Source organism: Bacillus horti (assembly GCF_030813115.1).
Taxonomy (GTDB): domain Bacteria; phylum Bacillota; class Bacilli; order Caldalkalibacillales; family JCM-10596; genus Bacillus_CH; species Bacillus_CH horti.
The window spans coordinates 47186-61325 of record NZ_JAUSTY010000025.1; the positions used below are offsets into that span (position 1 = coordinate 47186).

Below are 14140 nucleotides of genomic sequence, written 5' to 3' on the forward strand. Positions count from 1 at the left end.
AGGGGGCTAAATAATGAATATCGAAAAATATATTAATGAGTATCATGAAGGACGGTCTGATTGGTTTGTTGAGGAAGTAAAGAGCATTCACAATCAACAAAGAGTTAATAGGATTATCGACATGAAAGAATATCTAAGTGGTAAACATGCCATTTTAAATAGACAAGTCGAAGAGTACAACGGAAAGAAGTTCTATCCTCGTAAGATAGTTTTACAGTATGCTAAGACGCTTCTCAACTATCAAACCGCTTATTTACTACAGCATCCTATTACTCTTACAGGTAGTGAAGATGTTGTTCATGAGTATAAGAGCATTCATAAGCAAGGTAAGTATGACAGGTTGAATTTTAACCTTCTTGATAAGGTAATTAAATACGGTATCGTAGCAGAGTATGTTTACTTAGATGGAAAGCAGATTAAAAGTAAAGTAATTGATCCTGCTGACTCATACCCTGTCTATGATCATGAGAACAATTTGATTGCTTTCATTGAGTACTATACTGTAGATGGTGTAGATTACTATACAGTCATTAAGGATGACGTAGTTGAGAAATATGATAATAGAGGTGGTTCATTGACTCTTACAGGGCAATATTCAAATGTAAGTGGTCTCCCTATTATTTATCATTCTCAGAATGAACTGAGCGATACAGACGGTAAATCAGAGTTAGAGGATATTATTAGTATTCTTGATTCAATGGAAGATTTAATTAGTAAATATACAGATGGATTTTATAAGTTTATGAATCCTATCCCTGTAGCCATTGGACAACAATTAAAAGGCGGTGGATTGCCTACTCAAGTTGTTGGTGGTGGCATTAATCTTGATGATGGTTCAGATTTTAAAATGGTTGGGAATCAATTGGATTCTAGTACGTTTGAAAATATCTATAAGACTCTACTTCAAGCCCTTTTGGACATCTCCTCTACTCCTGCTGTCAGCATGAATAAGACGGACATAAGCAATCTGAGTGAGGTTAGTATTAAACTTCTGTTCTCATTGGCTAGTGTTAAAGCAGGATGGAATGAAATGTTTATGCGTGAAGGTATAGAACAAAGACATGATAAGATAAGAAGATTATTATCATATAGGAATATAACATTTAAAGATGAAGATTATGATACGTTGGATATGGTGTTCTCGTATGCTATGCCAAGTAACAACAAGGAGATCATAGACAATCTAAAAGTGTTGGATGATATGGAAGCCATTAGTTTAGAGAGTATATTAAATCATAGTCCTTATACAACTGATGTTCAATCTGAGTTATTAAGACTTGGGGATAATAAAAGCATTGATCAGAGTGATGATGAGGATTGATGTAGGATTCAAATTAGTAGTAGGTACTAATTCTATATATGGTGGTTTGATTTGACTTATATATTATATATAGATGAACTATGAAGGTAGATGAAACATGGGATTGAGTGTAAAGGTAAGATACTGAGAATTTTTCGCCTGTTATATGGGGCTTTATTATACTTAAAAATTGGTGGTCATAGTCGAATTTGATGGGGATTTTTGGTAATTATCTGAATTTCGTCCCTTCCCTCCTATCTTGACCACTTTCTATGGTAGATTGTGGTCTTATTTTGACCTAATTAATGCCAATCAAACGAATCGCAGGTATAACGTCAATTATACCCTTGATTCATTGCCAGTATATGGGCTAATGTTCGTGTTTTGACTAGTTTAGGCGATACCCCTAAGTGATAAATATTCGCCCTAGTATACTCAATTTTTCACATCCTAAAAGTTTACACAAACTAGCAGGAATTTCCTCTCTCGTGTCTAATAATGTAGGCAGAAGGGAGGTGAAAGATATGGATATTAATAACTTGGTTGAAAGAATTGATGAAGTACGAAAGAATGTTGAGCACGAGAATAATAACCTAGATATTTTTGAATGGTTATCGGATTGCCAAGTGTTTCTAGAAAGTAATCATAGCAAACTAGAATTCACTAAACAGTTTATAACAGAAAAGGAAGCATTCAAAACTTCAATCATCTCTTATGGAGCCTACTCATTAGTAAATTTTGATTCACTCGCTGCAACTGTTAAATCCGTTAAAAAGTTAGAAGACGCTAAGATTGAACAGGGTAAGAAAACTGCACAATTTTTTAAAGGACTTAATAGTTAATTCTCGTATTACTAGGCACTCCTAACCGAGTGCTTTTCTTTTGACCACTTTAATGGAAAAATTTTCAGAAATATAAGGACAAATGAACTATACAATGGTATTATTTACATGGAAAATTACTAATGGGGGTGGATGAATGTTAAAAAGAGTATTTGTATTTGTATCAATTTTGTTTTTATTAACAGCATGTAGTCAGACACAAAAACAAGTAGAAGAGGTAAATGGATTAATCGAAGAGGAAAAATGGGCTGAAGCAGAAACAAAAATACAGGAATACGATTTGATTAATAAGGAACTAGATGTACATAAATACAACTATCATGAAATATCACAGTTTAATGAGGTAGTGAAATTATTTGAAACTCATGATTACACTTTAATGTTCAAAGTATTTGAAGACAATCCGCTCCAAGACGAATATCTTACTAGAAAACTTACTGAAATAGTATCGGAATCATTAAATGAGTTAATAAGTGATGGAAAGTGGGGAAATGCAAAGACGTTTTATGACAAACTGGATCAAGGTATAAAGCAAGAATTAAGCGACATTGAACAAAAATTAATACAAGAAGAGAAAGATGAGCAAAAAAGATTAGCAGAAATAGCAAAACAACGAGAAAAAGAATTAATTGATAAATATATTGAACAAATCAAAGATGGAAAATATAGTGAAGTCACTATGGCAACTGTGTCTAGTACTAATGAAACTTTTAAAGATTTATATAATCTTGCTAGTGCTTATAGATGGTATGTTGAAGAAGATGATGATATGTATATTCCTGGAATACCATCATTACCAGAGTATTCTCTAGAAAAAATAATTGATCCGATAGATGAAATTAAGGATTTAAAAACTTCATTAGAGATTTTGATTGAGGAACGAAAGAAAGGGAATGAAGGAAAATTTGGAGTCATTATTGGAATGGCTGCTGAAGATGTATTAAAATCATCTTGGGGTGAGCCACAATCGAAAAATAATTCTTCAACAAGATATGGTACAAGAGAACAATGGGTATATGGAAATGGAAATTATTTATACTTTAGAGACGGTATTTTAGATTCCATTTCTACTCGTCAGTAAGAGCCAATCACGGCTCTTTTTTTTATGTCAATATTTCCAACCTAAGGAGGCTAACAAATGAAAGGTCAAAATATCTTATTTGTATTCTGCATTGTCTTGTCGATCATCACTAACTATATTTTATAAGGAGGATTTACCTATGACAAATTTAGAACGCTTATCCCTTGAAACTAAGGGAATCAACTTATCAGAAGATGAATTATCCATTTACCTAATGGAATCAGATTTAACTCCTAGTTCACCTTATCAAGCCCAATCAGCCACAAATAAGCGTAATATCTATCGTGCAGCACTCTCTATTCTTGAATCTATTGCTAACAATCCATCTAATATGAAGGACTATAAACAAGATGATATGAGTGTAAGTCAATTTGCGGAGAATGTTCAGGCGAGAATTGACCAGTTAGAACGCAAGATACGCTCAATGAAAACTGATGAACAGTCGGATAGTAACTTCTTCATGCTGTTCAACTCATAAATCACTTCTAGGCTTCCATATGTTTAATCCTAGTGATCATTCCATACAGTTCGTAACAATTTAACTAGTACATGTAAAACGTCTGTATGGGGCTTGTACGAAGTCAGAATGGGGGTACAAAAATGAATGATATAGATCGTAAGGCATTGATCAGACAGTCATCTAAGAAGATTAGCAAAAAATATGATAAGATGTTGAGATTGTTAAGTTTTGGGATTGCTCAGTTTTGAGCAGTCCTTTTTCTTTCGTCAGAAGTGCCGAATATTATATTCTTCTGATTCGGATATGGTGATTTGCCAAAGCCGAGGACTCTGCAATTTTGCAGGTTGGGTGACACATATCACCGAAATATGCCGACGTCGGCAAAATTGCAGAGGTTAGGTTGAAGTTCAACCTTAGCCGTGTACAAAATGATACTTTATAGATTATCAATATAAGGAGGTAAGCATATGTTCAACCTATTTGACAATGACAATGAGGATTTTAACAATCTTCTTCAAATGGCAGGGAAGGATATATTAATCAACAATACACCTGCTAGAGCCATTATAACGAACCCTAAACTTAATGTGATAATTGATTATGATGATAGATATATCTCTACTCTTTCGCCTATAAAACGTGGTGATGTGATTGATTATATCGATAATAAATACTTTGTCATCACAGAAACGGTTTCACCTAGACACAGTAAATACAAGTCCATAATACGTAACTGCAACTATTCAATTAAGTTTGTATTAAATGGGCAATTGCATGAAGGTCTAAGCATAATCGAATCTAGGACGTTTGATGTTGACAATGGGCAGTACATTACTATGCCAACAGGTAAAATACTTGTTACACATCAACAAAACGAGATCACTGATAACATTGAACGTGACCAACGTTTCATTAAAATGGGTAGTCCTTGGAAAGTTGTAGGAGTGGATAAAAGTAAAAAAGGCCTTATTCGTTTAACGTGTGATGTAGATGTATTTGTTCCTGGTGATGATATCGAAAATGAAATAGCAAATGCTGATCGATTGGTTACTTATAATGTCTATTTTACGAGCGATAATATTTCAATGATTCTAGGTGCTACACTCCAATTAAATGTTGTTGTTACTGCTAATGGGCAAATTGTTAGTGAAAATGTTTTATTTGAATCCAGTGATGAATTAATTGCTTCAGTTGGAACGAATGGACTTGTTACAGCACATGAGGAAGGAAACGTATCAATTACTGCAAGGTTACAAAGAGATCCTAGAGTATATGATGTTATTCAGATAAATGTAGAGGAAATAGTTGAAGATGATTATTCCATTCACATTAACGGTTCAGATTCAATTAGACAAGGACAAACTTTAACTTACGCTGCTACTGTTTATAACAATGCCCAAGAAGTCACAGAGCCAGTTACATTCGCTCTATTTGCTGACAATCAATCTAGCACTACTACATCAGCAGTAATTACATCACAAAATGCTAACAGTTGCTCGATAAGAAACGATTCTAACAGTGGATATGTTCAATTAAGAGCAACATTAAATAGTGACAACAGTATTGTCGCATGGAAGAGAATTCAACTACGGGGAGTGTTTTAAGTTAGAGTTTTAGATTTAATTGGAACTACTTGACAAATAAAAGGACTACTTTATAATAGGAATTAACATTTAAATTAGATCGTATTCAGTAGATAATTATGTATTATTAATCCTTAAATGTGATGACGAATTATTCCTGTCATTCTTGACAGGGTGGGGGTCGCTGGTTCGAACCCAGTCCGGGTCACCATTCATAATTTAAATTATTAATTAAAACCTTGCACAGCAAGGTTTTTTTGTTTAATAACATCTTAATCTTATATTGCCTCATTTAATTTTAGTAATTAATCCGTATATGATAAATGTTCCTTCTAATGCTTGGGCAAATTTAATAAACAAGTTAAAATAGAAATAATTGAATGCACTTTTGTTAATTACAAATTAATCCATTAAATTAGATTACTGCTTTACATACCATCCACCAACAAACAAGGAGACCAAACCATGTGCGGAAGATTCCTGCTCTACCACCCATTAATGGAGCTTTATGAACGTTTCTATGTCGATCAATTAGCCTTTGATTTAGAGGTAACACCAAGCTATAATATAGCTCCTTCTCAGCAGCTACTTGCTGTGGTCAATGATGGGAAGCAGAATCGCATGGGCTTCTTAAAGTGGGGACTTGTTCCGTACTGGGCAAAGGATGCTTCTCTGGGTCACAAATTAATTAACGCACGAGTGGAAACTTTAGCTTCAAAACCTAGCTTTGCTGAGGCTTATAAAAAAAGACGCTGCATCATTATAGCCAGTGGATTCTATGAATGGAAAAAGGAAGGCTCAAAGAAAACTCCTATGCTTATTCAACTAAAAAATAAAGAGCCTATAGCTTTAGCTGGATTGTGGGAGCGGTGGGTCGATGCTGATGGAAAAGCACTCACAACAGCTACCATTATTACTACTGAACCTAATGAGCTGATGCAGGATATACACGATAGGATGCCAGTTATTTTAGATGCTGAACAAATTGAGCTTTGGCTAAATAGAGAGGTTCAGGACACAAATCAGTTAGACACGTTACTTCGACCTTTTCCAGCGGATCAGATGAAGGCTCATCCTGTATCAAATGCGGTAAATTCTCCTAAAAATAATGACCCTTCTTTAATAAAAGCGGTTTAAAGTGATTAAAAAACGATTAAATCAAATATTGATGAGCATCTCTTAATTCAATGGGTTTCTGTTGACATTTGATGTTAGAGAACTTAGGCTATTGTATCTATTATTTTTCTAGTAAGGAGGGCTTGTGTGTCTAAGCATTCTAATGAGGAGCTATTAACCGGAGGGAATATCTCTAACGTTTATCGCTCAGGCAATACAGTCAGAAGGGATTTAAAACCTACCAATCCTATGGTGCACTCTCTCTTAAAACACCTTGAGAGCAAAGGATATGAGTTCTCACCAAGGTTCTTAGGAATTGATGATCAAGGTAGAGAAGTCTTATCCTATATTGAAGGTGAAGCTGGCAATTATCCTTTAAAAGAATATATGTGGTCTGACGAGACCTTGATGAAAGTGGCTAAAATGCTTCGACTGTATCATGATGCTGTAAGTGACTTTCTCTTTGACGATAGCTGGACACCACTCGATAACACACCTCTACAGCATGAGATCATATGTCATAATGATTTTGCTATCTACAACATTATCTTTAGGGAGCAAGAGCCAGTAGGTGTTATTGATTTTGATGTAGCGGCTCCTGGACCTAGGCTATGGGATATCGCTTATACTCTTTATACATGTGCCCCTTTAAGTAGATTTTACCTTTTGGAAACAGGTGAAAAAAAGAGATACACCCCTTCACAAGATGCTGAGCGTATAAGGAAACGAATTCAATTGTTTTTCGATGCGTACGGTGAAGAGCTCAAGGATGATTTGGTAGATATGGTCATCCTTCGACTAGAAGGGCTGTGCCAATTAATGATTAGAAAAGCCAGTGAAGGTGATCTAGCGTTTCAAAGGATGATTGAGCAAGGACATCTTAGGCATTATCAAAAAGATATTCAATTTCTCAGGGAGCGTGGAAAGGAGTGGAGCTAATTGCTAAACAGTTCCCTCCAGCTCCGTATTCTTAATAATAATACAATTCTCTAATATTAGTGATTAGAATCAAGATAAAGTAAATCGTCATCCAACATACAGCACAACACCACACGCTGGGAACTGGAGCGGTGCGTGAAAAGATTAAATAAACGTTCTGGTATCTTTATTTCGCTCAAATAAATATACCGCGATTAAAGAAAAGGTTACGACAAAGGCAAAAAGAATAATGATGTTTAGGTACATGCTCTCAAAGCTGCTTCCTTGCTGAAGCTTGTCGAACGTATCAAGCAACCAGCGCTGTGGTAGAAAGTCAGCCATTTTCTGAAACGCCAAAGGCATAACTTCAATTGGAATAAAGCACCCGGCGAGGAAGCTGGTTGGCATAATGATCAAGTTTTGTATGGCCGTGGCAAGGCTAGAGCTCTTGGCGAAGGCTACAATGGTAAGAGAAATGCTAATGGCAATCAGGGCAAAGAGGATTAGAATCAGGAATACCTGCCAAAACGGGACCCCTGTATCAATTTGAAACAATCGCTCCATCACCACAAGGGTTAAAGCAATCTGTAGAGTCATGACTGCTAAATTAACGATCATATTAGATAGTACATACGCTCTTGATGTAACAGGGGACGCTAACAGTCGGAAATACGTTCGATTCTCTTTTTCTTTCAAGATCATTCCAGATAATGTCCCGGCAGAGAATAGCATAATTGTAATCAGGTACCCTACCGTTTGAGTGCTCATGTTCTGGGTAGCGGATATATCTTCTAGCGTTTCTGTTGATAGCTTAAAATCTGAGGCCAAATAATTTGTATACAGCTGCTTAAACTCTTCTTGATTTCCTTCGGTCACTTGACCTATGGTAGCAAGATTGTCCATATATTGATTCAAGTAGGCCTTTACGTATCCTGTAGCTTCCGCCCCTTTAATAGATACAATTTGAAGGGGATGAGGGCGACCATTTTGTACACTTTCTGCAAATCCGTTAGCTAAAATAAGGGCTAGATCAAGCTCTCCTGACACAATAGCAGCGTTGAGCTCCGTTTCATCAACTGTATGGATTTGCACGTGCTTCAATTCTTCTATGAATTTAATTGTATCTTCAGTAATCCTCTGATTTACGTCATGATTCAGTATACCAACGTTTAAGGTTGTTTCTCCCGAAGCTCCATGAATCAATGTAGACAAAAGGATACCCAGTAAGGGAAAAGCAAAGTATAAGGGTAAGTTTCTATAGTTACGGAATGTGGTCTTCCATGTTTTTCGGATTAACCAGCCAATATGCTTCATGTTATAGCCCCTCCCTTCTTTTATTCAATAAAACTGTGCTGAATAAACATAATACAGCTAGCCCTACATTTAATAAGATTGCCGGAATCGAAGCCAGCACATTATGGGCATAGATGGTTTGCATGATTCCTGTGTTTGTCCAGTATAACGGAGACAAATAAGCTAACCATTTCATTAGTCCTGTCATGCTATCTACTGGAAAATAGGACCCACCAAAAAACAAGGAGTACTGGATAAAGATCATAATGACGACCTTTGCTGTTTCACCTTTTATCAAATGGCTGACTCCAAGCCCTAAGCTAAGCACAAAAATAATGAGCGACAACAGGATAAAAAACACCACAACAAAATAGCTCCCTCCCCAGTTCACTCCGAAAACGAATGTAGTAATGAGGACAACGACGAGAGCGGAAAGGATGTACTGAGCGATTGTTCCTAGTATTTTTCCTGCAAAAATCTCAACTTTTGTAATCGGAGCGGCCAATAAACGGATCGCCGTATTTCTTTTTCTTTCGCCATCAATTAGATTACCCGCTCCTGCTGCACCGAAAAAAATGATCAATGTTGTCACTGCAATCGCGTAATAATCCATTGAACTAGGTTGTTTTGTGGTATCCAGTGACGTTTCCAGGATATACGCAGCCCCCTCGCTAGATTGAGGCAGGCTGTCCTGCCTTATGCCAAGCTGAGCCACCTCTGTAGCCAAGTTATAGCGATCTTTAAACTGAGTAAGCATACCCTGAACAATATGGCTTTCTATTGGATTTACTGGGCTATCATAATAATGGATACCCTGATCATTCATTTCAATATAAGCTGTGTAACGGTTGGTCTGAACCTCCTTTTTCCCATCCATTAAATTGGCTAAAGGTTCTACTTGAACACCCGATTGATTCATTTCTTCCATAAATTCGTCCCACTGCTTTCCTAACACATGATCTGCAGCCGTATTTTTATATAGCACCCGAATGTCACCTACTGTCACATGACCTGTAAAAAGGTTCGACAGTGCGGTTCCTAGAATCAGAACGATTATACTAGGCAGAATCAGTAGAAAAATGGTTAAACGTAAATCCCGTAACGCTTTTAATTCTTTTAGGGCAATGTGTAAAATTTTCAAGGGGCTACCTCCTTTCACCGTGATTAGCTAATCCCTTAAGTTCCTTCCGGTCAACGTCAGAAACACCGTTTCCAAATTTGGCTCATGAGCGTCAAGCGAACGAATTTCAATGTCGTTCTCCATCAACTTCTGAATGACTTTGTTTAAGCTGTTAACCTCAGCATTGAAGTTAATTTTTATCAGATTCTCTTCCACTTCTACCGTATTTACACCGTTTATTTCTTTTATTTTTTCCGCTTTTAATGCTTCTGTAGATGTAACCTCGATCCAAATATCTTTTGTATTCGTAATAATCGATTTGAGCTGCTCCTTCGTTCCTTCGGCAATAATTTTGCCATGATCGATGATGGCAATGCTGCTACAAATCTCTTCAACTTCCTCCATATAGTGGCTTGTATAGATAATGGTACAGCCCAGCTTATTCAGCTTTTTGACAGATTCCAGAATATAGCTTCTGGATTGAGGATCTATCCCTACGGTCGGTTCATCCATAATAAGCAGCCTTGGTCTGTGAGCGATAGCACAAGCGATATTAAGCCTTCTCTTCATCCCTCCAGAGAAGTTTTTTGGAAAGCTTTTAGCCTTATCTTTAAGCCCCACAAACTCCAGTGCTTCATCTGTCCTTTTCTTCAGTTGTGCTCCTCGCAAGCCATATAGCCCGGCAAAAAAACTCACATTTTCATCTGCCGTCATATCTTCATAAATCGCTAGCTCCTGTGGGACAATACCAATGTTGTTTTTAGCAAAAGTGCTGTATCTAGTTATATTTTTCCCTAGAATTTCAATCTCTCCCTTTGTACTGTGTAGCAAGGAAGCAATCATATTGATCGTCGTACTTTTCCCCGCCCCGTTCGCTCCTAGAAAACCGAAAATTTCCCCTTCCTCTATCGCCAAAGATAAATTGTCTACGGCGATGAAATCATCAAACCTTTTAGTTAAATTTCTGATTTCAAGTACTTTCATACCTTTCACTCCTATTACTTTTTGTCAGGATGCTTTATAAACGCTTGTTATTTAAGATAGGTTTAGTATAAGGACGGTAATGGCCACAGCTGCCAGGACCAACGAAGGAATAACTTTACTAATCGGATCTCGAACTCTAATATGTGTAGCACTCCCTACTAGCATCGTGATCCCCAGCCAACCCCCTGCAAAAACAGCAGTCCATGGAAGCCAAATTCCAATAACCAGCGCTAACACTCCGATAAGCTGTACCCAACCAGTTACAATTCTGAACCACTGGGGTAGTCTAAGGCTTTTGAATATATCAACCTGCAGCTTATTCCCTGAGATTTTTTGTAGCCCCAACGTTAAAAACAGAAAAGCTAGTATACCTTGAAGAACAATGGATATAGTCAATGTAATATCCTCCTCTAATTGTCATTTATGTGTTTCAAATAATATTCTTGGCTTTTGACTTTACTTTGTTTAAGTTGTTTTTATTGTAAAGAAAAAAGATGAACTTATGGTAGTACATAAGTTCATCCTTTTTGTATGAGATTTTCATTTTTTCCTAATGAGATACTCATTGTACTATGGATTTGCTGACAAATGATTTTCACAGAGTGATTTTACGAATAAAATGGGGGCTCAGGACAACTGATAAGGTAGCAACGTGGTTACAGAAAAGCCTTTTGATCCATCCACTATAATCGTCCCGTTAACAGCGGCAGTCCTTTCTTCCATGCCTTGGATGCCAAGTCCCTTCACAATTTTTGAAGCCCCTCTGCCGTTATCTGCTACCTCAACCCTAATGATGGTGTTAAGCACTCGTATATCTAGTGAGATCATTGTAGCGTTTGAGTATTTAAGTGTATTTGTTAGTGCCTCCTTTGTATTTTCCATGATAATTTTCCATTGCATGGGTGATATGATATCCACATTTCCTCCAAACGTAAACAAGGTCTTGAGTGAATGTTTAGCCGAAAACTCATCGACGAATAGCTTCAGCCTGTTGATCCCAAGCTGTTCGGTTGGGGGTTTTATATTTTTTAACACGAGCCGAATGCTTTCTATCCCATCCTTCGAAATGTCAATTGCATTTTGTAGCAATTCAGCTGATTTTTCTCTATCCGTTGCCATCAACCGTTTGGACGCTTCCATCTGAATTAAGGCACCAGTCATGGAATGACCGATTTTATCGTGGATTTCCTGCGATAGGCGATTGCGTTCCTCCAGCTTATACGTATACTCTGACTGCCTGATGTATTCGTTGTTTTCATTTAAATTTCTGGTCAGTCTTTGTATATCATAGTGCATGTTTTCGATATCTTTCCTGTAGATTAGCATCCTGCTCGTATATGTCCTGATAATCGTATATAGAGCAAAACTAAGGGTAGCAACGAGTACGTATAGGGTGAGCATTTCAACAGGAATAAGAGGCATGGGAAGTAGCATGATAACAAAAATGATAATTAATTTATTTATGTAATGAGAGGCTATTTCAAATAAATGAATGGGCAGCAATAATACGAACAACGGGTCGATGTAATAGAAAGCTGCAGCAGTAATGGTCATGGACAAGAAGGCAAATAGCTGCTTCATACCCCTCTTTTTAACGAGGCTGATGGCAGTATTTATACTCATGTATAGAAGTAGTGTTATGATATACCAGTGTGGCATCGTATTTTTTGTCAGATAGGATGTGATCACTACGTAACTGACCAGAAGGGTTTTGATGCAGAGTATCCAAAATTCTAGTGTACGTTCCCGTTCACTCATAATTGATTTCCCCTGTAAGATAATAGATAGCAATTTGTGTGCGGTGCTCCAAGCCGGTTTTACCTAAAATAGAAGTAACATAGTTAGCAACCGTTCCCTCGGAAATAAAAAGCTGCTTGGAAATATCCCTATTGGACAACCCCTTGGCAATAAGGGAAATGATACTCCATTCTCTTTCTGTAAACAAGCTCTTGTCAATTGCACTCCACTTGTTCTCTTCCCGTTCCTTTTCTCCAGCTAGATTTCTTTTAATCTTATCCAGCACCACATCCTGGATCACATTATGACCCTTATGCACACTTATGATGGCACTCCTAATCAAATCTGGATCGTTATTCTTTAAAAGATAGCCCTTAGCTCCATATTTGACAGCATCAAGGATATATTCATCATCATCAAATGTAGTCAAAATTAATGGCTTCGTTTTCGTGCTTAGTGTCAGGATTTTGGTCGCTTCAACTCCGTTCATATTAGGCATCCGTACGTCAAGCATAGCTACGTCTACCTCATGCTGCTCACAATATTCAACCGCTTCTTTCCCATCCTGAACGGTTGTCAACACTTCGAACTCGGGAAACGAAGTCAGTATGATTTTCATCCCTTCACGAATAAAGGAATTATCGTCTGCAATGATCACCTTAATTTTCACTACCGCTCACACTCCATTCACTAGTGTTATTTTACAATAGTTCGGACATTACGAAAAGAGATGTGTGGGCAGTGTTTCTATTACAAATTAGAAATAATCAATGTGAAGAATATCTTCTAATTTGATCCAGACAAAGTCATTATCGGTCTCCATTTTTACTTGCCTTAATTGAAGGTCGATCTTCTTAAGCTTTCCTTTTATTTTGGTCTCCTGGTACGGATCAAATATCGTAATTGTTATTTCTTGATCCTTGTTACTCGCTTCTGACATCAGATGTGAAAAGTACTCAAGTGTTTGCTCGTCAAATATCGGTCTGTCCTTTCTGTTTTGCTCCTTCCTCTTCTGAATAATGAGCTCGCGATGCTCTGGTAGCATCATCCGACTAGCTTCCCACATGATGTTGGAGCCTGGTGTTAGCTTGTTTTCTTTCATGGGAAGTCCCTCCTCTGCTGATTGATAAAATCCCTTCAATATCGAAGGAGCGCTGCTGCTTTCTCCACATACAATAAGCAAGGATTTTCTGCTCCTGTATGTTTTTGATGAAAATGGTGCGATGGGTGATCTGTCCTCTTTTATCCATATAGATCATTTGAACCGGTACATTAGCTAGATAATACTTGTAAAGCAACTTCTCCATTCTTCTCACCTCACATTTTAAAAATTGAGTTTATCACCCTAGTGCAAAATTAATTCCCGCTGTAGCTTCTCAATAGGGCAGTATTAGTTTTTTTAACTAGCTATGATTGTGAGTCATTTAGTACTACCAATTATAAAGGAACATTTGTTTGTATATAGTATATGCGAATGTACGTTCTTTATTCAACAGGAAAATATTACTGTATTCATTGACTCGTTCGGAGGATTAGAAAAACTAAGCTTATCAATATGTTCTAGCGAAAGCCTTAGTTATTTTGCTATCTGTCCTTAAACTTATAAACTCTAGTAGAGTAAAGAACTGAAATTTTCTTTGGCGACCGTGAGGTCGCCTTTACTCATTCCAGCTCCTCCTCATCAAACCGTACGTGAGGTTTTCCCT

General features: G+C 37.1%; 15 protein-coding genes. 7 read left to right on the top strand and 8 right to left on the bottom strand.

Annotation, left to right across the window (positions count from 1 at the left end; translation table 11 throughout):
• Positions 1-13: 13 nt before the first annotated feature.
• The 7 genes from J2S11_RS20410 (at position 14) to J2S11_RS20440 (ending at position 7321) form a co-directional block, all read left to right on the top strand.
• Complete coding sequence (locus J2S11_RS20410) at positions 14-1321, top strand: phage portal protein (protein ID WP_307397784.1); 1308 nt, start codon at positions 14-16, stop codon at positions 1319-1321.
• A 503-nt stretch (positions 1322-1824) separates the two neighbouring features.
• The gene (locus tag J2S11_RS20415; RefSeq protein WP_307397785.1) at positions 1825-2142 is read left to right on the top strand and encodes a hypothetical protein; all 318 of its coding nucleotides are present in this window, start codon (positions 1825-1827) and stop codon (positions 2140-2142) included.
• A gap of 136 nt (positions 2143-2278) precedes the next feature.
• Positions 2279-3223: a hypothetical protein gene (locus tag J2S11_RS20420; RefSeq protein ID WP_307397786.1), complete on the top strand. Its 945-nt coding sequence runs from the start codon at positions 2279-2281 to the stop codon at positions 3221-3223.
• Positions 3224-3362: 139 nt separating this feature from the next.
• A complete protein-coding gene (locus J2S11_RS20425; protein WP_307397788.1) occupies positions 3363-3701 on the top strand; it encodes a hypothetical protein in 339 nt (112 codons plus the stop codon).
• A 449-nt stretch (positions 3702-4150) separates the two neighbouring features.
• Positions 4151-5287 carry an Ig-like domain-containing protein gene (locus J2S11_RS20430; protein WP_307397790.1) on the top strand — a complete coding sequence of 379 codons (1137 nt, stop codon included), beginning with the start codon at positions 4151-4153 and terminating at the stop codon, positions 5285-5287.
• A gap of 444 nt (positions 5288-5731) precedes the next feature.
• Entirely contained in the window at positions 5732-6403 is a 672-nt protein-coding gene (locus J2S11_RS20435; protein WP_307397792.1) for an SOS response-associated peptidase, read from the top strand.
• A 126-nt stretch (positions 6404-6529) separates the two neighbouring features.
• A complete protein-coding gene (locus J2S11_RS20440; RefSeq protein WP_307397794.1) occupies positions 6530-7321 on the top strand; it encodes a phosphotransferase in 792 nt (263 codons plus the stop codon).
• A gap of 144 nt (positions 7322-7465) precedes the next feature.
• Here the strand turns inward: J2S11_RS20440 and J2S11_RS20445 are convergent, their stop codons facing one another.
• The 8 genes from J2S11_RS20445 to J2S11_RS20480 form a co-directional block, all read right to left on the bottom strand.
• Entirely contained in the window at positions 7466-8614 is a 1149-nt protein-coding gene (locus tag J2S11_RS20445; RefSeq protein WP_307397796.1) for an ABC transporter permease, read from the bottom strand.
• Between the two features lies 1 nt (position 8615).
• Positions 8616-9734 carry an ABC transporter permease gene (locus tag J2S11_RS20450; RefSeq protein WP_307397798.1) on the bottom strand — a complete coding sequence of 373 codons (1119 nt, stop codon included), beginning with the start codon at positions 9732-9734 and terminating at the stop codon, positions 8616-8618.
• Between the two features lie 27 nt (positions 9735-9761).
• On the bottom strand, positions 9762-10697 hold the full coding sequence (locus J2S11_RS20455; RefSeq protein WP_307397800.1) for an ABC transporter ATP-binding protein: 936 nt from the start codon (positions 10695-10697) through the stop codon (positions 9762-9764).
• A gap of 51 nt (positions 10698-10748) precedes the next feature.
• On the bottom strand, positions 10749-11093 hold the full coding sequence (locus J2S11_RS20460) for a DoxX family protein (RefSeq protein ID WP_307397801.1): 345 nt from the start codon (positions 11091-11093) through the stop codon (positions 10749-10751).
• Positions 11094-11324: 231 nt separating this feature from the next.
• Complete coding sequence (locus J2S11_RS20465; protein ID WP_307397803.1) at positions 11325-12455, bottom strand: sensor histidine kinase; 1131 nt, start codon at positions 12453-12455, stop codon at positions 11325-11327.
• Positions 12448-13104 carry a response regulator transcription factor gene (locus tag J2S11_RS20470; protein ID WP_307397805.1) on the bottom strand — a complete coding sequence of 219 codons (657 nt, stop codon included), beginning with the start codon at positions 13102-13104 and terminating at the stop codon, positions 12448-12450. Before J2S11_RS20470 ends, J2S11_RS20465 begins: the two co-directional genes overlap by 8 nt.
• Positions 13105-13191: 87 nt before the next feature.
• On the bottom strand, positions 13192-13536 hold the full coding sequence (locus tag J2S11_RS20475; protein ID WP_307397807.1) for a YolD-like family protein: 345 nt from the start codon (positions 13534-13536) through the stop codon (positions 13192-13194).
• Entirely contained in the window at positions 13487-13741 is a 255-nt protein-coding gene (locus J2S11_RS20480) for a hypothetical protein (RefSeq protein ID WP_307397808.1), read from the bottom strand. The genes J2S11_RS20475 and J2S11_RS20480 overlap by 50 nt, the downstream gene beginning before the upstream one ends.
• Positions 13742-14140 lie beyond the last annotated feature (399 nt).